Here is a 25,264-nt window from a genome sequence, read left to right on the forward strand (position 1 = left end):
GTTCTCCGATTATCTTTTTTATGAGGATCAGGCGGCTTGTTGCAGCGCTGGTTTAACGCGCGCATCCGTGCGCTTGCTGCGAGAGTCGGTCGGCCCATAAACAGCCGCCGGTTCCGGGAACACACGAAGCAAGGTCAGGTACACCACCGAGGCCAGCCCCAGCGTCACCGGCAGGCTGATATCAATGCCGTCCGCCAGATTGCCCAACGGCCCGACAAACTGCCCCGGCAGGTTGACGAAGCACAGGCCCACCAGCGCACTCGGGATCCAGGCCCCCAGCCCGCGCCAGTTCCAGCCATGGCTGAACCAGTAGCGGCCGCCGGTTTCACCACGCGTGAACACCTGCAGGTCATCCGGGCAATAGAAGCCGCGACGCACGATCAGGCCGATGATCATCATCACCATCCACGGCGTGGTGCAGGTGATGATCAGCACGGCGAAGGTCGACACGCTTTGCACCAGGTTGGCGGCGAAACGTCCGATAAAGATGAAGGCAATCGACATCACCCCGATCAGCAACGTGGCCTTGACCCGCGACAGCAGGCGTGGAAACACGCTGGACATGTCCAACCCGGTGCCATACAGCGAAGTAGTGCCGGTAGACATACCGCCGATCACGGCGATCAGGCACACCGGCAGAAAGAACCAGCTCGGCGCCACCGCCAGCAAACCGCCGACATAGTTGTTGGCTGCGATGTAGTCCGGTGCCTTGATCGCCACGATGGTCGCGGTGGCCAAGCCGAACAGGAAGGGGATCAAGGTCGCGATTTGCGCCAGGACCACCGCCAGCATGATGCGTATTTTCGGCGTCTCACGCGGGATGTAGCGCGACCAGTCACCCAAGAACGCGCCGAAGGAAATCGGGTTGCTCATGGCGACCAATGCAGCGCCGATGAACGCCGCCCAGAAGCCGGTCTGACCCAGGGCGACAGTGCCGGCGAAGTGGCTGTCGAAGGCCGGCGCGAACGCGAAGATCCCCAGCAGGAACAGCAGGCTCGCCGCCCACACCGCAATGCGATTGACCCACAGCATGAAGCGAAAACCGTAGATGCACACGGTCAGCACCAGGATCGCGAACACGCCGTAGGCCAGGCCCAGACTCAGGTCGGTTTCCGGCAAGCCAATCAGACGTTTCGCACCGCCCACCAGCGCGTCGCCTGAACTCCACACCGACAGTGAGAAGAAGGCAATCGCCGTCAGCAGCGAGAGAAACGAGCCGACAATCCGCCCGTGCACGCCAAAGTGCGCACCTGAAGACACGGCGTTGTTGGTGCCATTGATCGGCCCGAACAGGCCCATGGGCGCCAGGATCAGCGCACCCACCAGCACGCCCAGCACAATCGCCCAGACACCCGCCTGGAACGACAAACCGAACAGTACGGGGAAAGAACCCAGCACGGCGGTGGCAAAGGTATTGGCACCGCCGAAGATCAGTCGGAACAGATCCTTGGGGCCGGCGGTACGTTCGTAGTCCGGGATCTGTTCGACCCCGTTGGTTTCTATCTTTCGAATACTTTTATCGTTGTTTTTATTATTCATGATCTGCTCCGATCACATTGGCTAAGGGGGCGGCAGCCCTTCCGGCATAGCGGACAAATGTTCGTGACAGGCCAGCCACAGGCCTTCTTGTTGTTCTGCGCCAAGCCCTTGCCGTTTGAAGACAATGGTCTCGCGTTCCTGGCTATTGAATTGCTCCCCGTTCATGCGCAGCTCGGTGGCCACGTCATGCATGAAAATCGCCACGTCACCTTGCAGGCTGACAAAGGCGTTGCTCGAGGTGCAGGACAGCACCTCGAACCCCTCATCCCGGCGCCAGCTGTCCCACAACGCCTGGTAGGCGTCGCGACTGAGCAGCGGCTGGGGCAGGGTGTAGAACACGAAGCTGGCGTCCGCCGTGAACGCGCCGAAGTAGGCGGCGCGGTCATTGCGGGCGAAGGCCGCCACCAGGTCGGCGGCGGCTTGCAGTACTTCGTGGGCGCTCATCAGCGATGTGCCACGCCAGGCAGCACGCAGAGCATCTCGTACAGCAAGTTGGCGCCCAATAGCGAGGTGTTGCCGGTGGTGTCGTAGGGCGGCGAAACTTCTACCAGGTCGCAACCAATCAGGTCGAGGCCCTGGCAGCCACGGATGATTTCGATGGCCTGGATGGTGGTCAGCCCGCCGATTTCCGGGGTGCCGGTGCCCGGAGCCCAGGCGGGGTCGATGCCGTCGATGTCAAAGCTCAGGTACACCGGGCCGCCGCCGACTTTTTCACGCACTTCGGCCATCAAGGGCGCGAGGGAGTGGTGCCAGCATTCTTCTGCCTGAACCACACGGAAGCCCTGTTTGCGGCTCCAGTTGAAGTCTTCGGCGGTGTAGCCCTGGGCGCGCAGACCGATCTGCACCACACGGTCGCAATCGAGCAAACCTTCTTCCACGGCGCGGCGGAATGTGGTGCCGTGGGCGATTTTTTCGCCGAACATATGGTCGTTGACGTCGGCGTGGGCATCGATGTGCACCAGCCCGACCTTGCCGTGTTTCTTGTGGATCGCCCGCAAGATCGGCAGCGTGATGGTGTGGTCGCCGCCCAGGGTCAGCGGGATCACGTCGTGTTCGAGAATCTCGTCGTAGGCTTCTTCGATGATGCGCACGGCGTCGAGCAGGTTGAAGGTGTTGATCGCCACGTCGCCGATGTCGGCCACCGACAGCGAGTCGAATGGTGCGGCGCCGGTGGCCATGTTGTAAGGGCGGATCATCACGGATTCGGCGCGGATTTCACGCGGCCCGAAGCGGGTGCCGGCGCGCAGCGAGGTGCCGATGTCCAGGGGCACGCCGACAAAGGCGGCATCCAGGCCCTTGGCCGTTTGCAGGTGGGGAAGACGCATCATGGTGGCGATGCCGGCGAAGCGCGGCATTTCGTTGCCGCCCAGTGGTTGGTGGAAAATCTTGTCCACGGGAGTGCCTCATCGTTGTTTTGTTTATTAGGGGCCGATTCTGCGAAATACATGGAAATGAAAGAATCGGCAGGGGCAAATACTTAGTTCAGATTTTTCTAAACTATTGCCTGAGGTAAACTCGGCTCAAATGTGGGAGCGGGCTTGCTCGCGAATACGGTGTGTCAGCCATAGATAGCTCGACTGATCCACCTCATTCGCGAGCAAGCCCGCTCCCACAGGTTTTGTGTGTTTCTGGAGAACCCATGGCCAACGCCTTGCCCGACCTGAAACTCCTGCGCATCTTCGTCAGCGTCGTGCGGCACCAGGGGTTTGCCAATGCCCAGCACGAACTCAACCTGTCCACATCGGCCATCAGCACGTACATGAGCCAGCTGGAAGCGGCGTTGGGCCTGGTGCTGTGTCATCGCGGGCGTGGCGGGTTCAGCCTCACCAGCAAAGGCGAATTGTTTCATCAAGAGACCTTGCGTCTGTTGGGCGAGCTGGAAGGTTTCGAGCAATACGCTGCCGCGTTGAAGGGCGAGTTGCGCGGCACGCTGAAACTGGGTGTGCTGGATTCCACGGTCAGCGACAAAGCGTTGCCCTTCGCCGAAGTGATCGGCGCCTACAGCCTGGAACACCCGGCGGTGCACTTGCATCTGTCGGTGATGAGCCCTTATGAGCTGCAACTGGGCGTGCAGGACAACCGCCTGGACTTGGCCATCGGCGCGTTTTCCAACCGTATGAGCGGGCTGATCTACATGCCGCTGTACCGCGAGCAGCACTGGTTGTATTGCAGCACGCGGCATCCTTTGTTCAATGAACGGCGCATTCCCGAGCAGGTGATCACACAGCAACGGATGGTCGGTCGCGGCTATTGGAGCCAGGCCGAGTTGGCACGCCATGGCTTCAAACACAGCGCAGCCACCGTGGAGAGTATGGAGGCGCAGTTGATCCTGGTGCTGTCCGGCGCCTACATCGGCTACCTGCCCGAGCACTATGCCCAGGCCTGGGCCGACAAGGGCGACCTGCGTGTGTTGCTGCCGGCTACCTTCGGCTATCAGGCGCCGTTCTCGATGATCATGCGTCGAGGCCGCAGCCGCGAACCGCTGATCCAGACCTTCCGCGATTTACTCAAAGCCCAGCTCAACCAGGCCTGATAAACCATGTCCAGACCCCAATGTTCCCGTTGCCTCAGGCCTGTCGCCCACTGTCTGTGCGCGTTGATCCCCAATCTCGACAGTCGCACGCGGGTGTTGCTGTTGCAGCACCCGAGCGAGGTCAACCATGCGCTGAATACCGCACGGCTGGCGGCGTTGGGTTTGAACAACGCGCAGTTGGTAGTAGGGGAGGTGTTTGAAGACTTGCCGACGTTATTGAACGTGCCCGGTTACCAGGCACGGTTGCTGTTTCCGGCTGACGACGCCCAGCCATTAAAGGTGTACGCGCCCGAAGATCAGCCGCTGCTGCTGGTGGTCCCCGACGGCACTTGGCGCAAGGCGCGCAAGCTTTTGCACCTCAACCCGCTATTGGCGGCGTTGCCAAGGGTGGCGTTGGCCGACAGTGCGGTGTCCCGTTATCGGTTGCGCAAGGCCCCCGGCCCCGGTGCGCTGTCGACAGTAGAGGCAATTGTGCAGGCGCTGGAGGTCCTGGAATCGCCAGCTTCGTTTGCACCCTTGCTCAAACCCTTCGATGCGTTGATCGACGGCCAGATTGCGGCGATGGGGCCTGACGTGTTCCAGCGCAACCATGGACAGCGGTGACCATTCGATGGCTTATTCCTTTTAGCCATAACGACCGCACTTTGCGTGATATGGCCCGCCGGCCTTTCCCGGTATGATGTTCGCCCCCGCAGTCTGGATTGCGAATACGCCATGACCTTGCAGTACCCTACAATCGCCGATTGCGTCGGCAACACGCCCCTGGTCCGCTTGCAACGCATGGCGGGTGAAACCAGCAATACCCTGTTGCTCAAGCTCGAAGGGAACAACCCGGCCGGCTCTGTAAAGGACCGCCCGGCGCTGTCGATGATCACCCGCGCCGAGCTGCGCGGGCAGATCAAGCCCGGCGACACCCTGATCGAAGCCACTTCGGGTAACACCGGGATCGCCCTGGCCATGGCCGCCGCGATCAAGGGCTACAAGATGATCCTGATCATGCCCGACAACGGCAGCGCCGAACGCAAGGCGGCGATGACCGCCTACGGCGCCCAGCTGATCCTGGTGACCCAGGAAGAGGGCATGGAAGGCGCACGGGACCTGGCCGAGCGCATGGCCGCCGAAGGCCGTGGCCTGGTGCTGGATCAGTTCGCCAACGGTGACAACCCGGAGGCGCACTACACCACCACCGGCCCGGAAATCTGGCGCCAGACCCAGGGCTCAATCACCCATTTCGTCAGCTCCATGGGCACCACCGGTACAATCATGGGCAACTCCCGCTACCTGAAGGAGCAGAATCCGGCGATCCAGATCGTCGGCCTGCAACCGATGGAAGGCTCGGCCATTCCCGGTATCCGCCGCTGGCCCGAAGAGTATCTGCCGAAGATCTACAACGCGACTCGCGTGGACCGCATCATCGACATGGCTCAGCGTGAAGCCGAAGACACCACCCGCCGCCTGGCCCGTGAAGAAGGTATCTTCTGCGGCGTGTCGTCCGGGGGCGCGGTGGCCGGCATGTTGCGCTTGTCCCAAGAAGTGGAAAACGCGGTGATCGTCGCGATCATCTGTGACCGAGGCGACCGCTACCTGTCGACCGGCATCTTCGACGAACCCAACTGATGGCCAAGCACGAGAGAGGCCTGCGCTTCCAACCGACGGGCGGCAGCCGGGCCCCGCAGATCCCAGTGGGCAAGAAACAACGCCTGACCATCGAGCGCCTGGCCAATGACGGCAGGGGCATTGTGTTCTTTGAAGGCCGCACCTGGTTCGTGAATGGCGCGCTGGCCGGCGAAGAAGTTGAAGCGCGAGTGTTGGGTGCCCACGGCAAGATCGTCGAGGCGCGCACCGAGCGCGTGTTCAAGGCCAGCGAACTGCGCCGCCCGGCGCCGTGCGCCCATGTTGGCCGCTGCGGCGGTTGCAGCGTGCAGCATTTGCCCCACGGCGAACAACTTGCCCTGAAACAGCGCATGCTCGCCGAGCAACTGTCCCGTGTGGCCGGTGTCGAACCGCAAGAGTGGGCCGCACCGTTGAGTGGGCCGGAGTTCGGCTACCGACGCCGCGCCCGCGTCGCCGTGCGCTGGGATGCCAAGGCGAAGCAGCTGGAAGTAGGTTTTCGCGCCGTGGCCAGCCAGGACATCGTCGCCATCGACGATTGCCCAGTGCTGGTACAGGCCTTGCAACCGATCATGCAGCGTCTGCCGAACATGTTGCGTCGCCTGAGCAAACCGCAGGCCTTGGGGCATGTGGAGTTGTTCAGCGGTACGTCCATCGCCGTGTTGCTGCGGCACATGGCGCCGTTGTCGGAAGCGGATCTGCAGGTGTTGAAGGAATTCTGCGCCTTCCATGAAGCCCAATTGTGGCTGCATGGCGAGGGTCAACCTGAGCCGGTCGAAGTCGATTCAGTCTTGGGTTTTCGATTGGAACAGTGGGGTCTGGAGCTGGCATACCGACCTGGCGATTTTGTGCAGGTCAACGCCGGCGTCAACGAGGCTATGGTCGCCCAGGCCCTGGAATGGCTGGCGCCACAACCCGACGAACGGGTGCTGGACCTGTTTTGCGGCCTGGGCAACTTTGCCCTGCCACTGGCGCGCCAAGTGCGTGAAGTGGTGGCGGTGGAAGGCGTGCAGACCATGGTGGACCGCGCGGCCGTCAACGCCGTCAGCAACGATTTGCATAATGCGCAGTTTTTTCAGGCCGATTTGTCCCAGCCTTTGACTGACGCGGAATGGGCCAAACAGGGCTTTTCTGCGGTACTCTTGGACCCACCCCGTGATGGTGCCCTGGAGGTTGTGCGCAAGCTCGCGACCCTGGGAGCCAAGCGTCTGGTGTATGTGTCCTGCAACCCGGCCACGCTGGCGCGGGATACAGTTGAGTTGGTCAAGCAAGGCTACCGGCTAAAACGTGCCGGGATCCTCGACATGTTTCCGCAAACCGCGCATGTCGAGGCGATGGCGTTATTTGAAGCGGGCTAGGATGCCCGTTTAATCCGACCGGCCTGTCGTCTCCAGGGCCTGTGATCTGCCAGGGAGCAGTAGAAGGTCGGCGATGAATTCTGGCGCATCAAAGGTGCGTCGTAGGGAAGGTAAGCAAGATGGTACAGGTGAGAGCACACCAGCCGATCAACACCGACGGCAGTATCAATCTCGAGGCATGGCTGGATCATGCCATCAGTGTCGACCCGGCACTGGACCGTGAAGCCTTGAAAGCAGCCTGCGAGTTCGCTCGCGAGTCTGAGCAGCAAGACAATGCGGCCAAGAACCTGTGGGCCGAAGGCACTTCGAGCTTTCGCACCGGGTTGGAAATCGCCGAGATCCTCGCCGATCTCAAGCTGGACCAGGATTCACTGATTGCCGCCGTGCTCTATCGCGGCGTGCGTGAAGGGCACATCCCGTTGCCCACCGTCAGCCAGCGTTTCGGCGCGGTGGTGGCAAAGTTGATCGACGGCGTGCTGCGCATGGCCGCCATCAGCGCCAGCCTCAGCCCGCGCCAGTCCATGGTGCTGGGCACCCAGGGCCAGGTCGAGAACCTGCGCAAGATGCTGGTGGCGATGGTCGACGACGTGCGTGTCGCCCTGATCAAGCTGGCCGAGCGTACCTGCGCGATCCGTGCGGTGAAGACTGCCGACGACGAGAAGCGCAACCGCGTTGCCCGCGAAGTCTTCGATATCTATGCGCCGCTGGCGCACCGCCTGGGTATCGGCCATATCAAGTGGGAGCTGGAGGACTTGTCCTTCCGCTACCTCGAACCCGATCAATACAAACAGATCGCCACGCTGCTGCACGAGCGGCGGCTGGACCGCGAGCGCTTCATTACCGACGTGATGGGCCAGTTGCGTTCCGAGTTGCAGGCCACCGGCGTCGATGCCGACATCAGCGGTCGTGCCAAGCACATCTATTCCATCTGGCGCAAAATGCAGCGCAAGGGCCTGGCCTTCAGCCAGATCTACGACGTACGGGCCGTGCGCGTGCTGGTACCGGAAATGCGCGACTGCTACACCGCGCTCGGTATTGTCCACACCTTGTGGCGGCACATTCCCAAGGAGTTTGACGACTACATCGCCAACCCCAAGGAAAACGGCTACCGCTCGTTGCACACCGCGGTGATCGGCCCCGAGGGCAAGGTGCTGGAAGTGCAGATCCGCACCCACGCCATGCACGAAGAGGCCGAACTGGGGGTGTGTGCGCACTGGCGCTACAAGGGCACCGACGTCAAGGCCGGGTCCAACCAGTACGAAGAGAAGATCTCCTGGCTGCGCCAAGTGCTGGAATGGCACGAAGAACTCGGCGATATCGGCGGCCTGGCCGAACAGCTGCGCGTGGATATCGAGCCTGACCGGGTCTACATCTTCACCCCGGACGGTCACGCCATCGACTTGCCCAAGGGGGCGACGCCGCTGGACTTTGCCTACCGTGTGCATACCGAGATCGGCCACAACTGCCGGGGCGCCAAGATCAACGGGCGCATCGTGCCGCTCAACTACAGCCTGCAGACCGGTGAACAGGTCGAGATCATCACCAGCAAGCACGGCACGCCGAGCCGCGACTGGCTGAACCCGAACCTGGGCTACATCACCACGTCGCGGGCACGGGCGAAGATCGTTCACTGGTTCAAATTGCAGGCGCGCGACCAAAACGTCGCCGCCGGTAAAACCTTGCTTGAACGCGAACTGGGGCGCCTCGGTTTGCCCCAGGTAGACTTCGACAAGTTGGCCGAAAAAGCCAACATGAAGATCGCCGAAGACATGTTCGCCGCCCTTGGTGCCGGCGATCTGCGCCTGGCCCAACTGGTCAACCTGGCCCAGCAACTGGTCGAGCCGGAGCGCGGCAGCGAACAGCTGGAGCTGATCCCACGCAAGGCCACCGGCTACAAACCCGGCAAGCGCGGCGATATCCAGATCCAGGGCGTGGGCAACCTGATGACCCAAATCGCCGGCTGCTGCCAGCCGTTGCCGGGTGACGCCATCGTCGGCTACATCACCCAGGGCCGTGGCGTGAGTATTCACCGCCAGGACTGCGCCTCGGTGCTGCAACTGGGCGGCCGTGAGCCGGAGCGGATCATCCAGGTCAGCTGGGGCCCGGTGCCGGTGCTCACCTACCCGGTGGACATCATTATTCGCGCCTACGACCGTTCCGGCTTGCTGCGTGACGTGTCGCAAGTGCTGCTCAACGAGCGGATCAACGTGCTGGCGGTTAACACCCGCTCGAACAAAGAGGACAACACCGCGTTGATGTCCCTGACGATCGAGATTCCGGGGTTGGACGCATTGGGGCGGTTGCTGGGGCGGATTTCCCAGTTGCCGAACATCATTGAGACACGCCGTAACCGTACCCCATGAGTGAGTCGATGTATTCGCTGGAAGACCTGCTACACCTGATGAGTCGCCTGCGGGACCCGCAATACGGGTGCCCGTGGGACATCAAGCAAACCTACGCGACCATCGTCCCGCACACCCTGGAAGAAGCCTATGAAGTGGCCGACGCCATCGAGCGCGGCGACTTCGATCACCTGCAAGGCGAGCTGGGCGACCTGCTGTTCCAGGTGGTGTATTACAGCCAGTTGGCGCGCGAAGAAGGGCGCTTCGAATTCGCCGGTGTGATCGACAGCATCACGCGCAAGCTGATCCGGCGTCATCCGCACGTGTTTCCTACCGGCGATCTGTATGCACCGCTGGATATCCCGCAGCTGAGTGAAGAACAGGTCAAGGAACGCTGGGAGCAGATCAAGGCCGAGGAGCGTGCGGAAAAATCCGATGCGCCGGAGCAGCTCTCCCTGCTGGACGATGTGCCCACGGCGCTGCCGTCCCTGTCTCGTGCCGCCAAATTGCAGAAGCGCGCCAGCCAGGTCGGCTTCGACTGGCCGTCGGCCCTGCCGGTGGTGGATAACGTGCGCGAAGAGCTGGATGAAGTGCTCGAAGCCATGGCCGACAACGATTCGGTGGCCATTGCCGATGAGGTCGGTGATCTGCTGTTCGCGGCGGTCAACCTGGCCCGTCACCTCAAGGTCGACCCGGAAACCGCGCTGCGTGGCGCCAATGCCAAGTTCGAACGACGCTTCCGATTTATCGAACAGGCATTGCGCGATACGCACCAATCCATAGAAGATTGCACCCTCGAAACGATGGACGCCCTGTGGGGCGAAGCCAAACGTCAGGAAAAGAATGTGTCCAGCTGCGGTTGAGCAGTTGCCTAAGTGAGTAAGCACCATGAGCCTTTCCCTTCGCGACCAGTTGCTCAAAGCAGGTCTGGTCAACCAAAAGCAGGCCAAGCAGGTCGGCAAAGAGAAACAGAAGCAGCAGCGCCTGGTCCACAAAGGCCAAATCGAGGCGGATGACACCCAGGCCCGCCTGGCGGCCGAGGCGCACGCCGAGAAGGTCAAGCGCGATCAGGAACTGAACCGCCAGCAGCAGGAAAAAGCCGAGGCCAAGGCCCGCACCGCCCAGGTCAAGCAACTGATCGAGACTTCGCGGCTGCCCAAGCTGACCACTGAGGACTACTACAACTTCGTGGATGACAAGAAGGTCAAGCGCCTGTCGGTCAACACCCTGATGCGCAACAAGCTGAGCAACGGCTCCCTGGCTATCGTGCACCACGGCGGCAGCTACGAGGTGATCCCGCGCGAAGCGGCGCTGAAGATCCAGGAGCGCGCACCGGAGCGTATCGTGCAGCTCAATATCCTGACCGAGAGCCAGGTGCCGGACGAGGATGATCCGTACGCGGCCTACCAGATCCCGGATGATCTGATGTGGTAAGGCTGTAGAAACAACAAACCCCGCTCAAAAGGCGGGGTTTTTGTTTGCAGGCAATCCAACTGCTGTGTGGGGCTGGATGCCTGCCGAATTTCAGAGTCTCAGGAGCCTTGCGCCTGGCGTCTCATCTCAAGGGCTTCGAGCTCGTTTTTATAATTATGAGCGTCGCTCTCGTTGTGAAACATGCCGACCAACAGGTCTTGTTGGTGTACATCCCAGATGTGAATCCCATGGCCCAGTGCTTCGTGGGACATATGTTCGTCGTCGCGTTCAGTTACTTTTACAGTCATCTGCTTGCTCCAATCTCTGGTGGATCTGCGGCAAGTCGTCGCAGGCCTTTGTTATATGATTTGTTAGCTTGCTAAGTAAACCGACTTTTCGCGCAACAATTCATTGCAGTAAACGCAACAGTCCTGCAGGCCGCGTAAATCGCGACATTGCGGCAAAGGGGGTTGAGTTTTATGACAAAAGTTTCATGTTGGCGTAAGGCTTCAGCCTCGTATTGACTGGACCGCCGCTATCGCAGGCAAGCCAGCTCCCATATTTTGAAATGCATTCCAAATGTGGGAGCTGGCTTGCCTGCGATAGCGGTAGACGCGTCAACACAAAACCTCCAGACGAAAAAAAGCCCCGCATCTGCGAGGCTCTTTATTCCATCTACCGATCAGCTACCTTTGACAGCCTTACCGTCAACGGTACCGTCCTGCAACATGATGTTGTATTCCTTGCCATCGGTTTCCACCTGACGCAGGGCAACCAGGATGCCGCCCTGGTCCTTGGCAAACCACATCTGGGTGATGCGCTTGCTCTGAGTCGGGTCACGCACGCGCTCGACCTTGATCGCGTCGATGGAGCCCACCTTGGTCTGGACCTTTTCCGGGCCAATCACGCGGAAGTCGTAGGTGTCGACGTCGGTGCCTTCCACCACGTTGTAGCTCATGCTCTTCTTGCCGGCCGCCACGTCGCGCTGCAGGGCCAATTGGTAGGTCGACTTGTCGAGCATACCGCTTTGCAGGGGCACGTTGACCGCGTCCTTGTTTTCAAAGCCGGTGACTTTCTTGGCGGTCTGGTCGAAGTCCAGGTTGATCTTCTTCGCCTTGCCCAGGCCACCGCGCTCGAAGGTGTAGCTCTTCGGTTGCAGGGCGTCCTTGTCAAACAGGATCACGCTGGTTTCGGTGAGGCTGGCGATCATCATGGAAGCCTTGAAGTTCAAGGTCCAGGTGCCATCGCCATTCTTGGCCAGGCTGCGTTCAGCCGAGCCACTCATGGGCAACTGTTTCCAGTCGGCGGTGTAGCTGACGGAGAAAGGGTGAAGGTCTGCTGCTTGCACGGTTGGCAAGGCGAACAGCGCAAAAGCGAAGAGCAAAGCGCGACGCATAAAATCTCCTAGGTTCGAATCAAGTGGCCGCTGGCCGCGAGTAACTGACCGTCCAATAATGCACCCTGGTCACCAAGAATCAACCGCCCCTCGGCAAACCAGCGCACCGCCAGCGGGTAAATCCTGTGTTCCTGGGTGTGAACCCGTTGCGCAAGCGTCTGCGCCGAGTCGTCAGACTCTACCGGAACCACTGCCTGTACGACCAGAGGCCCGCCATCGAGTTCCTCGGTGACAAAGTGCACGCTGCAGCCGTGCTCGCTGTCGCCGGCATCGAGCGCACGCTGGTGCGTGTGCATGCCTTTGTATTTGGGCAGCAGGGAAGGGTGGATATTGAGCAGGCGCCCTGCGTAATGCCGCACGAAATCAGCGCTGAGGATGCGCATGAAACCGGCGAGTACCACGAGCTTGGGGTTGAAGGCGTCGATCAGTTCGATCAAGGCGCTGTCGAAGGCCTCGCGACCGTCGAAAGCCTTGTGATCCAGCGAGCGGGTGTCAATGCCCGCGTCCCTGGCGCGTTGCAGGCCGTAGGCGTCGCTGCGGTTGGAGATCACCGCAGCAATGCGCACCGGGCTGTCGCCGGTGCGCGTGCTGTCGATCAGGGCCTGCAAGTTACTGCCGGTGCCGGAAAGCAGCACCACGACATCACAGGTCTCAGGCATCAGTGAGCCTTGAGGTTCTTCAGTTCGACCTGGGCCGCGCCTTCGGCGGCAGTGGCGATCTGACCGATGACCCAAGGCTGCTCGCCAGCTTCACGCAGGACGTTCAGCGCGGTTTCAACGTGCTCTTGCGCCACGCAGATGACCATGCCTACGCCGCAGTTCAGCACGCGGTGCATCTCGGTTTCGTCGACGTTGCCTTTCTCTTGCAGCCAGTCGAATACTGCCGGACGCTGCCAGCTGGCCACGTCAACGATGGCCTGGGCGCCTTTTGGCAGCACGCGCGGGATGTTGTCCAGCAGGCCGCCGCCGGTGATGTGGGCCATGGCCTTGACGGCGCCAGTGTCCTTGATCAGCTTGAGCAGAGGCTTGACGTAGATGCGGGTCGGGGCCATCAGCAGGTCGGTCAGCGGCTTGCCGTCGAGCTGGGTGTTCTCGATCTCGGCGCCGGACACTTCGATGATCTTGCGGATCAGCGAGTAACCGTTGGAGTGCGGGCCGGAAGAAGGCAGGGCCAGCAGGGCGTCACCGGCAGCAACCTTGGAGCCGTCGATGATTTCGGCTTTTTCCACGACGCCGACGCAGAAGCCGGCCAGGTCGTAGTCTTCGCCTTCGTACATGCCTGGCATTTCAGCGGTTTCGCCGCCGACCAGGGAGCAACCCGACAGCTCGCAGCCAGCGCCGATACCGGTCACCACTTGTGCAGCGGTGTCCACGTTCAGCTTGCCGGTGGCGTAGTAGTCCAGGAAGAACAGCGGCTCTGCGCCGCACACCACCAGGTCATTGACGCACATGGCAACCAGGTCGATACCGATGGTGTCGTGCTTGTTCAGGTTCAGTGCCAGGCGCAGCTTGGTGCCCACGCCGTCGGTGCCGGACACCAGGACAGGCTGCTTGTAGCCGGCCGGGATTTCGCAGAGGGCGCCAAAACCGCCCAGGCCGCCCATGACTTCGGGGCGCGCAGTGCGCTTGGCGACGCTCTTGATGCGTTCGACCAATGCTTCACCGGCGTCGATGTCTACACCGGCGTCCTTGTAGCTCAGGGAGGGTTGCTTGCTCATGATCCAGGCCTTTAGGGGGGATTCAGGGGTAACGACCGAGCGGGCGGGGGCTTTTATAAAGGCCACGCCGTTGACGGTCTGCGAAGGCGCGCGATTTTATCAGGCTTGAGGGGCAGCGGCCATCCTCGGGCCGACGGGCAGGGGCATATGGCGTTAAAAAAATGCTAATCGAGTCTGCTTTGGCGCGTATTAAGGTATAGCCTTTACTGCGCTAGCGTTGTGACAGTACGAAAACTTACCAAGACCCTGTGAATGTTTTACCGGTCGCCGTGGTCACAGCCTTGGCAAACCGAGTTCACGCGGTCTGTTCCAGCCGCTAAATTTGTCGTTCGGGAATCTTCCATGCGTCTGTGTAAATTCTTCTTTGTAGGCTGCTTGTCGTTGGTCAGCCTGGCGAGTCATGCCGAAACCCTCAATGGCCTTTATCAAGTACTCGAACCCGTCAGCAGCCAGTCGCCCCAAGAGCGCGACCAGGCCACCCAGCGTGCGGTGCAGACCCTGGTGATCCGCCTGACCGGCGACGCCAAGGCCGCCGAGGGCCCAGGTTTGGCGGCCGTGCGTAAAGATCCGCAACAAATTATCAGCCAGTACGGCTATGACGCCGGCCCGCCGGAAAGCCTGCAAGTGGATTTCGACCCGGTAAGCACTGATCGCGTCCTGCGCGAAGCGGGCTTGTCGATCTGGGGCAGCAATCGGCCGTCGATCCTTGGCTGGTGGCTGAACGACTCCACCGAAGGCAGTAGCCTGGTGGGTGATGGCCAGACCGTCGCCCAGGCGCTGCGCCGTGCCGCGCAACACCGTGGCTTGCCGCTGCGCCTGCCGCTGGGCGACCTGGATGAGCAGGTGGTCGCCACCGCACCGAACCTGGAAAGTGCTGACGCCACACCGTTGCGCGCCGCCTCCGAGCGTTACGGCGCCGACGCTTTGCTGGCCGTGCATGCGCGCCAGGAAGGCAGCCAATGGCAAGCCAAATGGCGCCTGTGGCTGGGCGACAAGAGCGAGCAGGGCACCGCGCAAGGGGCTGACACCGGCGCTGTGGCCGACGCGGTGATGCTGGCGGTCAGCCAAAAGCTCGCGCCACGCTTTGCGGTCAAACCCGGCGTGAGCACCGAACAATTGCTGGAAGTGCAGGGCATGACCCTGGAGCGTTATGCCGCACTGGGTCATCTGCTGGAGCCTTTTGGCGGTCAGCCGCAATTAGTGGATGGCAATCGCATCGTGTACCGCGTCAATGGCAGTGCCGATCAATTGCGTACCCAGTTGAGCCTGGCCAAGTTGCAGGAGGTTCCCGCAGGTGAAGCGCCGGTCCAGCAACCGGTAGTGGACGGCACTCAGCCTGCGGTTGCTGCCGAACCTCAGGCGCAACTGCGTTTTCGTTGGTAGCAGTTTTCTTCTTTATATAGGTGGAGTGGTTTATGGCGGATACGCGTCGTTGGGTGTGGCTTGGCGGGATTGTCCTGCTGTGCGTGTTTGTGTTCCTGCTGCATTCGATCCTGACGCCGTTCCTGGTCGCATTGCTGCTGGCCTATCTGTTCGATCCGGTGGTGGATCGCCTGGAAAAAGCCGGGTTGTCGCGAACCTGGGGCGTGGTGGCAGTGTTCGCCCTGTTTACCTTGATCATCACGGCGTTGGTGCTGGTGCTGGTGCCGATGCTGGCCAAGCAACTGTTCCGCCTGTATGAGCTGGCGCCGCAGATGCTCGATTGGTTGCAGCACACAGCGATGCCGTGGGCTCAGGCGAAGTTGGGGTTGTCGGATGGCTTCTGGAAGTTTGACAAGGTCAAGGCGGCCATCAGCGAGCATATGGGGCAGACCACCGATATCGTCGGTGTGGTTCTCAGTCAGGCCACGGCGTCCAGCCTGGCGTTGATCGGCTGGCTGACCAACCTGGTGCTGATCCCGGTGGTAGCGTTCTACCTGCTGCGCGACTGGGACATCATGATGGCCAAGATTCGCAGCCTGCTGCCGCGTAATCGCGAAGAGCGCATCGTGTCTCTGGCCGAGGAGTGTCATGAAGTGCTTGGCGCCTTTGTGCGCGGCCAATTGCTGGTGATGCTGGCCCTGGGGATCATCTACGCCGCTGGCTTGATGGCCATCGGCCTGGAGCTGGGCCTGTTGATCGGCCTGATTGCCGGTCTTGCCGCAATCGTGCCTTATATGGGCTTTGTGATCGGTATCGGCGCGGCGTTGGTGGCGGGGCTGTTCCAGTTTGGCGGCGACCTCTACCCGATGCTGGGGATCGTGGCGGTGTTCATGGTCGGCCAGGCCCTCGAAGGCATGGTGCTGACGCCGTTGCTGGTGGGTGATCGGATCGGCCTGCACCCGGTGGCAGTGATCTTTGCGATCCTGGCGGGCGGTGAGCTGTTTGGCTTTACGGGTATCTTGCTGGCGCTGCCGGTGGCGGCGGTGATCATGGTACTGGTGCGCCATGTACACGATTTGTATAAGGATTCGGATGTGTACACGGGGGTTGAAGACCCCGATCTGTAATCCCTCTGCAACAAACCCGGCCCAGGCCGGGTTTGTTGTTTCTGAAGCTGGGGTGTCAAACAATCTGCGTAAATCCAACAAGTTAACGCAAACCTTTGATTTTGCTTGGGGTCTGTTGCATTGTGCGCCCGGCGTCACGGGTATAAACTTTGCAAACTTTACACAGAGGCCACTAACGGTTCGTTTGGAGCCGTTCAGTCAGCATGAAACCGATTCAGCTGCCCTTGGGTGTGCGTCTGCGTGACGACGCCACCTTTATCAACTACTACCCAGGCGCCAATGCCGCTGCACTCGGCTATGTCGAGCGGCTCTGCGAAGCCGACGCCGGGTGGACCGAAAGCCTGATCTATCTGTGGGGCAAGCACGGCGTAGGACGTACCCACCTGTTACAGGCCGCGTGCCTGCGTTTCGAGCAGATGGGCGAACCGGCGGTTTACCTGCCCTTGGCTGAGCTGATGGATCGCGGAATCGGCATCTTCGACCATCTTGAGCAGTACGAGTTGGTGTGCCTGGACGATCTGCAAGCCATCGCTGGCAAGGCAGAGTGGGAAGAGGCGCTTTTTCACTTATTCAACCGCTTGCGTGACAGTGGCCGGCGCCTGTTGATTGCCGCGTCTACCTCGCCGCGCGAGTTGCCGATCAAGCTGGCCGACCTCAAGTCACGCATGACCCTGGCGCTGATCTTCCAAATGCGCCCGCTGTCCGACGAAGACAAATTGCGTGCCTTGCAACTGCGCGCATCCCGTCGCGGCCTGCACCTCACCGACGAAGTGGGGCATTTTATTCTCACCCGCGGTACGCGCAGCATGAGCGCGTTGTTCGAGCTGCTCGAACAGCTCGATCAGGCTTCCTTGCAGGCCCAGCGCAAGCTGACGATTCCCTTCTTGAAAGAAACCTTGGGTTGGTAGCCAGCCCGCTGTTTTCACGGCTTTCGGCAAATTCCAGGCGCCAGAAAACCTGCGTTTGAGCCGGTTTGGCTACGCAAAAGGCAGATATAGGGTGTTAAGGGCTTAGATGTCATAGTCGAAACAAGAAGTCACATAGATCACGATTGAATTTGCAAATCGATGTGATAGTGGGCATAGTCTCGTCTTCTTTACATATCAGCCACGGTCGTGCCCATGCTAAATCGCTTCGCACCCCTCGTGCCCCTCGCACTCGTTACCCTGTTGTTTGGTTGCGCCTCCCACCCTCAACAGGTGGCAGAACAGCAAAAACCACAGGTTCAAAATCAGGCAAAATTCGTTGCTGCACAGTCTGCTTCTGTTTATGAAGAAGAGCTGGCAACGGAAAAAGAACTGGCCAATTTCTCCGGTAGCAAGCCTTACCAGCTTCCAGTTCTCGCCGACAGCATCCTCGAACGCGGCATGTCCCTGATCGGTACCCGTTACCGTTTCGGCGGCACCTCTGAAGCCGGTTTCGACTGCAGCGGTTTTATCGGCTACCTGTTTCGCGAAGAAGCTGGCATGAATCTGCCACGCTCCACCCGCGAAATGATCAACGTGGATGCACCGTTGGTCGCGCGCAACAACCTCAAGCCGGGTGATCTGCTTTTCTTCAGTACAGCGGGTCGTGGTCGTGTAAGCCATGCCGGTATCTACCTGGGCGATAACCAGTTTATCCACTCCAGCAGCCGTCGCAGTGGCGGTGTCCGAGTCGACAACCTGGGTGACAGCTACTGGAGCAAAACCTTCATCGAAGCCAAGCGCGCACTCGCCATGGCCCCGACGACGGTTACCGCTAGCAAGTAAACTTAAAGTGATACTTGAAGTTTGACGTGTAAGCGCTAGAATCCCTGGACATTGTTGTAATCCGTTCGCGCGAGCTTTGCTTGCGCGTTCTGGTTTTCAGCGTTCGGCAGCGAAAGCCGCATCCAGACCAGGATTGTTCTGCCCATGTCGACCTCGGCCCGCCTGATCCTTATTCTTTGCGCCGCGCTGCTCAGCGCCTGCGCAAGTCGTCCACCGCCCGCGCCTGTAGCGGTTAAACCCAAGCCGGTGTTCAACTATTCCACCCAGAATTTCTCGCCTGCGGCTGAAGACGTACTCTTCCGCGCGCTGGGCCTGGTCGGCACGCCTTACCGTTGGGGCGGCAATACACCGGACTCCGGGTTTGATTGCAGTGGCCTGATCGGGTTTGTCTTCCGCGACGCTGCTGGCATCTCCCTGCCGCGTACCACCCGTGAACTGATCGTGATGCGCGCGCAGGATGTCAGCGAGCAAAATCTGCAGACTGGCGACTTGCTGTTCTTCGCTACAGGTGGCGGTTCACAGGTCAGTCACGCGGGCATCTACGTCGGTGAAGGCCGCTTTGTGCACGCGCCGCAAACCGGCGGTACGGTGAAGTTGGACACCTTGTCCAAGGCGTATTGGCAGAATGCCTACCTGAGCGCCAAGCGCGTATTGCCGGGGAATCTGGCGCGGAATCCGTAAGAAGCAGCGGCAAGTTTCAAGCTTCAAGCTGCAAGGGGGGTGATGCCTGCTTGCGGCTATCTGCTTGAAGCTTGCAGCTCGCCCCTCAACCTACTACCCTTCGCCGCTTGTTCCAGGTGCTCTGTGACCCATGGGTCGACGGAGTGAAACAGGGAAGCCGGTGAGTGAGCGCACTTGTACACAGTGCTGCCGCGATTCCGGCGCTGCCCCCGCAACGGTAAATGAGTCAAGACGCTGCCTTTTGCCACTGTATCGCTCGCGATATGGGAAGGCGCAGCGCCGGTCTGCGTGTCTATAAGACGTGCGCCACTCATGAGCCCGGAGACCGGCCTGCAACATCCAACAGCATCACGGTGGGCGATGCTTGGCTGTCTGTTTTTTCTTTTTCCTGCCCGCCGTTTTTGTCCAGCCCCAACGGAGAGCTGCCATGACCGATTCCCCCGACCGCGACGAACGCCACCTGGCGCGCATGCTGCGCAAAAAAGCCGTGATCGATGAACGCATCGCCAATTCCCCGAACGAGTGCGGCCTGCTGCTGGTGTTGACCGGCAACGGCAAAGGCAAGAGCAGCTCCGCGTTCGGCATGCTGGCCCGGGCCATGGGCCACGGCATGCAGTGCGGCGTGGTGCAGTTCATCAAGGGGCGCAACAGTACGGGTGAAGAGTTGTTCTTCCGCCGTTTCCCCGAGCAAGTGCGCTTTCACGTCATGGGCGAAGGCTTTACCTGGGAAACCCAGGACCGCCAGCGCGACATTGCCGCGGCCGAAGCCGCCTGGGCGGTTTCCCGCGAGCTGCTGCAGGACCCTTCTATTGGTCTTGTCGTACTTGATGAGCTGAACATCGCCCTCAAGCACGGCTATCTCGACCTGGACCAGGTACTCAGCGACCTGCAAGCCCGCCCGCCGATGCAACACGTGGTGCTCACCGGCCGTGGCGCCAAGCCTGAGCTGATCGAAATGGGCGACACCGTCACCGAAATGGGCATGCTCAAGCACGCATTCCAGGCCGGTATCAAGGCACAGAAGGGCGTCGAACTTTGAATCAGCCCCGTCATTGCCCGGCCGTCTTGATCGCCGCACCGGCGTCCGGCCAGGGCAAAACCACTGTCACCGCCGCGCTGGCCCGTTTGCACCGCAACCTGGGGCGCAAGGTGCGCGTGTTCAAATGCGGCCCGGATTTCCTTGACCCGATGATCCACGAACGCGCCAGCGGTGCGCCGGTGTATCAACTGGACATGTGGATGGTGGGCGAGCAGGAAAGTCGCCGTTTGCTGTGGGAAGCGGCGGGGGAGGCGGACCTGATCCTGATCGAAGGCGTGATGGGCCTGTTTGACGGCACGCCGTCCAGCGCCGACCTGGCGCGACACTTCGGCGTGCCTGTCTTGGGCGTGATTGACGGCACCGCCATGGCCCAGACCTTTGGCGCGTTGGCCCTGGGCCTGGCGCGTTATCAGCCAGATTTGCCGTTCGCCGGCGTGCTGGCCAACCGCGTTGGCACCCTGCGCCATGCGCAATTGCTCGAAGGCAGCCTCACCGAAGGCCTGCGCTGGTACGGCGCGTTGTCTCGCGAGACCGGTATCGAACTGCCTAGCCGTCACTTGGGTCTGGTGCAGGCGAGCGAGCTGAATGACCTCGATGTACGTCTCGATGCCGCCGCCCAAGCGCTGGGCAGCAGTTGCGAAGTCGCCTTGCCGCCGCCGGTCACTTTTGCCGCGCCTGAAGTGATCGACGCTGCGCCACTGCTTAATGGCGTGCGCATCGCCGTGGCCCGCGACGAAGCCTTCGCGTTCACCTATGGCGCCAGCCTTGACCTGTTGCGGGCAATGGGCGCCGAGCTGAAGTTTTTCTCGCCGATCCACGATCGCCAATTGCCTGACGCCGACAGCCTCTACCTGCCCGGTGGTTACCCGGAACTGCACCACCAGGCGCTGTCGCAAAATACCCCGATGCTCGATGCCATCCGCGCTCATCATGCCGCCGGTAAACCGCTGCTCGCCGAATGCGGCGGCATGCTCTACCTGCTGGACTCGCTGACCGATGTCGACGGCACTCGCGCCGAACTGGTGGGTTTGCTGCAAGGCGATGCGGTGATGCAGAAGAAACTCGCGGCCTTGGCGCTGCAAAATGTCGAGTTGCCCGAAGGCACGCTGCGCGGCCATACCTATCACCACTCGCTGACCACCACCGAATGGCAGCCGATTGCCCGTGGCCTGAGCCCCAATGGCGGGCGCGGTGCCGAGGCGGTTTATCGCCAGGGGCGGATGACGGCGTCCTACGTACATTTCTATTTCCCCTCGAATCCCCACGCGGTGGCCGCATTGTTCGCGCCCGATCTTGTAGGAGCCGGCTTGCCGGCGATGAGGCCATGACCGACAACGCCTTTCCCGAGGCCGACCGCCAGGCTGTTTACCGCGCCATCGCCGAACGTCGTGACATGCGCCACTTCAGCGGCGGCACCGTCGCCCCCGAATTGCTTCATCGCCTGCTCCAGGCCGCCCACCTGGCACCCAGCGTCGGCCTGATGCAGCCCTGGCGTTTTATCCGCATCAGCGATCGCCAGCTGCGTGGGCAGATTCAACAGTTGGTGGAAGAAGAACGCGTACGTACCGCCGAAGCCCTGGGTGAGCGCTCGGATGAGTTCATGAAGCTCAAGGTCGAAGGCATCCACGACTGCGCCGAAGTGCTGGTGGCGGCGTTGATGGATGATCGCGAACGCCACATCTTTGGCCGGCGCACCTTGCCGGAAATGGACATGGCGTCATTGTCCTGTGCTATCCAGAATCTATGGCTGGCGGCCCGAGTAGAAGGGCTGGGCATGGGCTGGGTCTCGCTGTTCGAACCCCAGGCCCTGGCCGATCTGCTGGGGTTGCCGCCCGGCGCGAAACCGTTGGCCGTGCTGTGCCTGGGGCCGGTGGCCGAGTTCTACCCGGCACCGATGTTGCAACTCGAAGGCTGGACCGAGCCTCGGCCGCTGAGTGACATGGTGTATGAGAATGGGTGGGGAGTGAGTCAATGAGTGTGGCTTTGCTGTGTGTCGCTGCAGTCGCGCTGGATGCGCTGCTGGGCGAACCCAGGCGCTGGCATCCGCTGGTGGCGTTCGGCAATTTCGCCGGGCGCATCGAGCAACGTTTCAATACCGGTGGCCGCGGCTGGCGCAGCCATGGAGTGACTGCATGGTTTATCGCCGTGGTGCCGCTGACCCTGCTGGCGACGGCTTTATCGTGGGCACCTTACATCGGCTGGGTATTGGAGATCCTGGCGCTGTATTGCGCCCTCGGCATGCGCAGCCTCGGCGAGCATGTGATCCCGGTGGCCCAGGCCTTGCGCAGTGATGACCTCGAGGAAGCGCGCAAACGCGTCAGCTACTTGGTGAGCCGTCAGACCAGTGAACTGGACAGCACTGAAGTTGCCCGCGCCGCCACCGAGTCAGTGCTGGAAAACGGCAGCGATGCCGTGTTTGCTGCGATTTTCTGGTTTGTCGTCGCGGGCGTGCCGGGTGTGGTGCTTTACCGCCTGAGCAACACCCTCGATGCGATGTGGGGCTATCGCAACGAACGCTTCGAACGCTTCGGTTGGGCTGCGGCCAAGATCGACGACGTGCTGAACTACATTCCCGCACGCCTGGTGGCCTTGACCTACGCCGTACTGGGCAAGACGCGCCTGGCGCTCAAATGCTGGCGCACCCAAGGCCCGACCTGGGACAGCCCTAACGCTGGTCCGGTCATGGCGGCGGGTGCTGGTGCCCTGGGCGTGGAGTTGGGCGGTGCCGCGATCTATCACGGTGAAGTGCATCAGCGTCCGCAATTGGGCGAGGGCCCGGCGGCGGATGCCGATTCCATCGAGCGGGGCTGGCAACTGGTGCAGCGCGGCGTATGGTTGTGGCTGCTGATCCTATGCGCGGGGGCGCAATTCTATGCTTGAGCACGGTGGCCGGTTGCGCAAGGCGGCGATTCAATACGGAATAGCCGAGGCCGATTGGCTTGATCTGTCCAGCGGCCTCGCGCCCTGGCCCTGGCCGATCCCCGAGATCCCGCTGCGGGCCTGGGCGCGCCTGCCGGAAACCGACGATGGCCTGGAGCAGGCTGCCAGCGAATACTACGGCGCTGCGCACCTGTTGCCAGTGCCCGGTTCCCAGGCCGCGATCCAGTTTCTGCCTCGCCTGCGCCGCGCCGGCAAAGTCGGCGTGCTGTCACCGTGCTACGCGGAACACGCCGAAGCCTGGCGCCGCGCCGGCTATGTGGTGCGCGAAGTGCAGGAGCAGGAAGTCGACTTCTTTCTCGATGGCCTCGACGTGCTGGTGGTGGTCAACCCCAACAATCCCACCGGCCTGAGCCTTACCCCGCAACGCTTGTTGGACTGGCATTCGCGGCTGGCCCAGCGCGGCGGTTGGCTGGTGGTGGACGAAGCGTTCATGGACGTCACCCCTCAACTGAGCCTGGCGGCCCAGGCCCATCAGGTTGGCCTGATCGTGTTGCGCTCATTCGGTAAGTTTTTCGGCCTGGCCGGGGTGCGGCTGGGCTTTGTGTTGGCCGAGCGCAAGCTGCTCAAGTTGCTGGCCGAGCAGGTCGGCCCCTGGGCGGTCAGCGGACCGACGCGGGTATTGGGCCAGGTGTGCTTGCGCGATACGGCCGGACATGTGCGCCAGCGCACGCGTTGCATCGAGGCGGGCCAGCGTCTGTTTGCCTTGCTCGACCGCCACGGCTTCCAACCCCAGGGCGGCTGCGCGTTGTTTCAATGGCTGATCACGCCCCACGCCGAACGCATGCATGAATTCATGGCCCAGCGCGGCATCTTGCTCCGGCTGTTTGTCCACGACAGCAGTCTGCGCTTTGGCCTGCCCGACACCGAGGCCGACTGGTTGCGCCTGGACCAAGCCCTGGTCGCCTATAAGGACGCCGCATGAGTACGCTGATGGTGCAAGGCACCACCTCCGACGCCGGCAAAAGTACCTTGGTGACGGCGCTGTGCCGCTGGCTGGTGCGCCAGGGCGTAGCGGTGGCGCCGTTCAAGCCGCAGAACATGGCGCTCAACAGCGCCGTGACCGCCGAAGGCGGCGAAATCGGCCGCGCCCAGGCCGTGCAGGCCCAGGCCGCCCACCTGGCGCCGCACACCGACATGAATCCGGTGTTGCTCAAGCCCAACAGCGACACCGGCTCCCAAGTGATCATCCATGGTCGCGCCGTCACCACCATGAACGCGGTGGCCTATCACGACTACAAGGCCATCGCGATGCAGGCGGTGCTGGCCTCCCACGCACGCTTGAGCCAGGCTTACTCGGTGGTGATGGTGGAAGGCGCGGGCTCCCCGGCGGAGATCAACCTGCGCGCCAATGACATCGCCAACATGGGCTTCGCCGAGGCGGTGGATTGCCCGGTGTTGCTGATCGCCGATATCAATCGCGGCGGGGTGTTTGCCCATCTGGTCGGCACCCTGGAACTGCTGTCGCCCACGGAGCAGGCGCGGGTCAAAGGTTTCATCATCAACCGTTTTCGCGGTGACATCGCGCTGCTGCAGCCCGGCCTGGACTGGCTGGAAGCGCGCACCGGCAAGCCGGTGGTGGGCGTGTTGCCCTACGTGATGGACCTGCACCTGGAAGCCGAAGACGGTATTGATCAGCGCCAGATCGACAAGGCGGCTCAGGTACTCAAGGTGGTGGTGCCCGTGCTGCCGCGCATCAGCAACCACACGGATTTCGACCCGCTGCGCCTGCATCCCCAAGTGGATCTGCAATTTATTGGGCCTGGCCAGCCGATCCCGGCTGCCGACCTGATCATCCTCCCCGGCTCGAAAAGTGTGCGCAGCGACTTGGCCTATCTGCGCGCCAACGGCTGGGACACCGCCGTGGCGCGGCACTTGCGCTATGGCGGCAAGGTGCTGGGTATTTGCGGTGGCCTACAGATGCTCGGCGAGCAGGTGCATGACCCGCTGGGCCTGGAAGGGGCTGCCGGATCCAGCGATGGCCTGGGTTTGCTGGCGTTCAGCACCACGCTCGAAGAAGAGAAGCAGTTGCGTAATGTGCGTGGGCGTTTGGTGCTGGAGGATGCCGAGGTCAGCGGTTATGAGATTCATGCGGGTGTGACGACGGGGGATGCGTTGTCGAATGCTGCTGTGGTCCTGGAAGACGGTCGCTGTGATGGCGCACAAAGTGCCGATGGGCAAATTCTTGGGACCTACCTGCATGGTTTGTTTGAAAGCCCGGCGGCGTGTAGCGCCTTGCTGCGCTGGGCGGGTTTGCAGGATGTGCAGGAGGTCGACTACCACGCCTTGCGCGAGCGCGATATCGAGCGCTTGGCCGACTTGGTGGAAAACCACCTGGACACCGAGCTGTTACGCAAATTGTGCGGGATTTAAGGGTGTGCACACGATCCCCCTGTGGGAGCTGGCTTGCCTGCGATGGCATCAACCGGGTATCCCTGATGCACCGAGGTGACTGCAT

General features: G+C 61.6%; 25 protein-coding genes and 1 riboswitch. Of the genes, 18 read left to right on the forward strand and 7 right to left on the reverse strand.

All coding sequences use genetic code 11. The features are described 5' to 3' along the window. Window positions 1–27: 27 nt before the first annotated feature. The 3 genes from WH299_RS02155 to speB are packed head-to-tail and all read right to left on the reverse strand — an operon-like array spanning window position 28 to window position 2,933. Window positions 28–1,539 (reverse strand): cytosine permease, encoded by a 1,512-nt coding sequence (locus WH299_RS02155; RefSeq protein ID WP_122726671.1) that lies wholly within the window; start codon window positions 1,537–1,539, stop codon window positions 28–30. Window positions 1,540–1,560: 21 nt separating this feature from the next. After that, complete coding sequence (locus WH299_RS02160; RefSeq protein ID WP_095017154.1) at window positions 1,561–1,983, reverse strand: YybH family protein; 423 nt, start codon at window positions 1,981–1,983, stop codon at window positions 1,561–1,563. Then, window positions 1,983–2,933 carry an agmatinase gene (gene speB, locus WH299_RS02165; protein WP_065909690.1) on the reverse strand — a complete coding sequence of 317 codons (951 nt, stop codon included), beginning with the start codon at window positions 2,931–2,933 and terminating at the stop codon, window positions 1,983–1,985. Before speB ends, WH299_RS02160 begins: the two co-directional genes overlap by 1 nt. A gap of 245 nt (window positions 2,934–3,178) precedes the next feature. On the opposite strand from speB, the gene WH299_RS02170 reads away from it, so the two are divergent. The 7 genes from WH299_RS02170 to WH299_RS02200 all read left to right on the forward strand — a co-directional run bounded on the left by WH299_RS02170 (window position 3,179) and on the right by WH299_RS02200 (window position 10,817). Continuing rightward, window positions 3,179–4,072 (forward strand): LysR family transcriptional regulator, encoded by an 894-nt coding sequence (locus WH299_RS02170; protein ID WP_028617381.1) that lies wholly within the window; start codon window positions 3,179–3,181, stop codon window positions 4,070–4,072. Between the two features lie 6 nt (window positions 4,073–4,078). Next, entirely contained in the window at window positions 4,079–4,675 is a 597-nt protein-coding gene (locus WH299_RS02175) for a tRNA-uridine aminocarboxypropyltransferase (protein WP_028617380.1), read from the forward strand. Window positions 4,676–4,786: 111 nt separating this feature from the next. Then, on the forward strand, window positions 4,787–5,689 hold the full coding sequence (gene cysM, locus WH299_RS02180; protein WP_123474483.1) for a cysteine synthase CysM: 903 nt from the start codon (window positions 4,787–4,789) through the stop codon (window positions 5,687–5,689). Beyond that, window positions 5,689–7,041 carry a 23S rRNA (uracil(1939)-C(5))-methyltransferase RlmD gene (gene rlmD, locus WH299_RS02185; protein WP_028617378.1) on the forward strand — a complete coding sequence of 451 codons (1,353 nt, stop codon included), beginning with the start codon at window positions 5,689–5,691 and terminating at the stop codon, window positions 7,039–7,041. The genes cysM and rlmD overlap by 1 nt, the downstream gene beginning before the upstream one ends. Before the next feature lie 119 nt (window positions 7,042–7,160). Beyond that, entirely contained in the window at window positions 7,161–9,404 is a 2,244-nt protein-coding gene (gene relA / locus WH299_RS02190; protein ID WP_028617377.1) for a GTP diphosphokinase, read from the forward strand. Window positions 9,405–9,412: 8 nt separating this feature from the next. Next, window positions 9,413–10,246, forward strand: a complete 834-nt coding sequence (mazG, locus tag WH299_RS02195) for a nucleoside triphosphate pyrophosphohydrolase (protein ID WP_122687306.1) — start codon at window positions 9,413–9,415, stop codon at window positions 10,244–10,246. A 25-nt stretch (window positions 10,247–10,271) separates the two neighbouring features. After that, complete coding sequence (locus WH299_RS02200; RefSeq protein ID WP_016976511.1) at window positions 10,272–10,817, forward strand: DUF2058 domain-containing protein; 546 nt, start codon at window positions 10,272–10,274, stop codon at window positions 10,815–10,817. Window positions 10,818–10,915: 98 nt separating this feature from the next. Here the strand turns inward: WH299_RS02200 and WH299_RS02205 are convergent, their stop codons facing one another. The 4 genes from WH299_RS02205 to purM all read right to left on the reverse strand — a co-directional run bounded on the left by WH299_RS02205 (window position 10,916) and on the right by purM (window position 13,909). Next, window positions 10,916–11,104, reverse strand: coding sequence for a hypothetical protein (locus WH299_RS02205; protein ID WP_010208657.1), 189 nt, complete (start codon window positions 11,102–11,104; stop codon window positions 10,916–10,918). A gap of 374 nt (window positions 11,105–11,478) precedes the next feature. Beyond that, the gene (locus tag WH299_RS02210; RefSeq protein WP_028617374.1) at window positions 11,479–12,192 is read right to left on the reverse strand and encodes a DUF3108 domain-containing protein; all 714 of its coding nucleotides are present in this window, start codon (window positions 12,190–12,192) and stop codon (window positions 11,479–11,481) included. 8 nt (window positions 12,193–12,200) lie between these two features. Continuing rightward, the gene (gene purN, locus WH299_RS02215) at window positions 12,201–12,851 is read right to left on the reverse strand and encodes a phosphoribosylglycinamide formyltransferase (RefSeq protein WP_028617373.1); all 651 of its coding nucleotides are present in this window, start codon (window positions 12,849–12,851) and stop codon (window positions 12,201–12,203) included. After that, window positions 12,851–13,909 carry a phosphoribosylformylglycinamidine cyclo-ligase gene (purM, locus tag WH299_RS02220; RefSeq protein WP_016976515.1) on the reverse strand — a complete coding sequence of 353 codons (1,059 nt, stop codon included), beginning with the start codon at window positions 13,907–13,909 and terminating at the stop codon, window positions 12,851–12,853. Before purM ends, purN begins: the two co-directional genes overlap by 1 nt. Window positions 13,910–14,251: 342 nt before the next feature. On the opposite strand from purM, the gene WH299_RS02225 reads away from it, so the two are divergent. The 11 genes from WH299_RS02225 to WH299_RS02275 all read left to right on the forward strand — a co-directional run bounded on the left by WH299_RS02225 (window position 14,252) and on the right by WH299_RS02275 (window position 25,179). After that, the gene (locus WH299_RS02225; RefSeq protein ID WP_122726681.1) at window positions 14,252–15,292 is read left to right on the forward strand and encodes a DUF2066 domain-containing protein; all 1,041 of its coding nucleotides are present in this window, start codon (window positions 14,252–14,254) and stop codon (window positions 15,290–15,292) included. A gap of 32 nt (window positions 15,293–15,324) precedes the next feature. Then, complete coding sequence (locus tag WH299_RS02230) at window positions 15,325–16,398, forward strand: AI-2E family transporter (protein WP_038847700.1); 1,074 nt, start codon at window positions 15,325–15,327, stop codon at window positions 16,396–16,398. 203 nt (window positions 16,399–16,601) lie between these two features. Then, window positions 16,602–17,306, forward strand: coding sequence for a DnaA regulatory inactivator Hda (gene hda, locus WH299_RS02235; RefSeq protein WP_126570612.1), 705 nt, complete (start codon window positions 16,602–16,604; stop codon window positions 17,304–17,306). 213 nt (window positions 17,307–17,519) lie between these two features. Next, window positions 17,520–18,149, forward strand: coding sequence for a C40 family peptidase (locus tag WH299_RS02240; protein ID WP_016976518.1), 630 nt, complete (start codon window positions 17,520–17,522; stop codon window positions 18,147–18,149). Between the two features lie 144 nt (window positions 18,150–18,293). Continuing rightward, entirely contained in the window at window positions 18,294–18,830 is a 537-nt protein-coding gene (locus WH299_RS02245; RefSeq protein WP_028617370.1) for a C40 family peptidase, read from the forward strand. A gap of 97 nt (window positions 18,831–18,927) precedes the next feature. Continuing rightward, a riboswitch (cobalamin riboswitch) is annotated at window positions 18,928–19,178 on the forward strand. A gap of 79 nt (window positions 19,179–19,257) precedes the next feature. Continuing rightward, a complete protein-coding gene (cobO, locus tag WH299_RS02250; protein ID WP_339549508.1) occupies window positions 19,258–19,869 on the forward strand; it encodes a cob(I)yrinic acid a,c-diamide adenosyltransferase in 612 nt (203 codons plus the stop codon). After that, the gene (locus WH299_RS02255) at window positions 19,866–21,197 is read left to right on the forward strand and encodes a cobyrinate a,c-diamide synthase (protein ID WP_339549509.1); all 1,332 of its coding nucleotides are present in this window, start codon (window positions 19,866–19,868) and stop codon (window positions 21,195–21,197) included. The genes cobO and WH299_RS02255 overlap by 4 nt, the downstream gene beginning before the upstream one ends. Continuing rightward, window positions 21,194–21,844 carry a 5,6-dimethylbenzimidazole synthase gene (gene bluB, locus WH299_RS02260; RefSeq protein WP_339549511.1) on the forward strand — a complete coding sequence of 217 codons (651 nt, stop codon included), beginning with the start codon at window positions 21,194–21,196 and terminating at the stop codon, window positions 21,842–21,844. The genes WH299_RS02255 and bluB overlap by 4 nt, the downstream gene beginning before the upstream one ends. Further along, window positions 21,841–22,749 carry an adenosylcobinamide-phosphate synthase CbiB gene (cbiB, locus tag WH299_RS02265; RefSeq protein ID WP_016976523.1) on the forward strand — a complete coding sequence of 303 codons (909 nt, stop codon included), beginning with the start codon at window positions 21,841–21,843 and terminating at the stop codon, window positions 22,747–22,749. Before bluB ends, cbiB begins: the two co-directional genes overlap by 4 nt. Beyond that, window positions 22,742–23,731 (forward strand): threonine-phosphate decarboxylase CobD, encoded by a 990-nt coding sequence (gene cobD, locus WH299_RS02270; protein WP_339549512.1) that lies wholly within the window; start codon window positions 22,742–22,744, stop codon window positions 23,729–23,731. The genes cbiB and cobD overlap by 8 nt, the downstream gene beginning before the upstream one ends. Continuing rightward, window positions 23,728–25,179 (forward strand): cobyric acid synthase, encoded by a 1,452-nt coding sequence (locus WH299_RS02275; RefSeq protein WP_122726689.1) that lies wholly within the window; start codon window positions 23,728–23,730, stop codon window positions 25,177–25,179. Before cobD ends, WH299_RS02275 begins: the two co-directional genes overlap by 4 nt. Window positions 25,180–25,264: the final 85 nt, after the last annotated feature.

It is taken from the genome of Pseudomonas sp. MYb541, from assembly GCF_037479595.1.
Lineage (GTDB): Bacteria > Pseudomonadota > Gammaproteobacteria > Pseudomonadales > Pseudomonadaceae > Aquipseudomonas > Aquipseudomonas canadensis.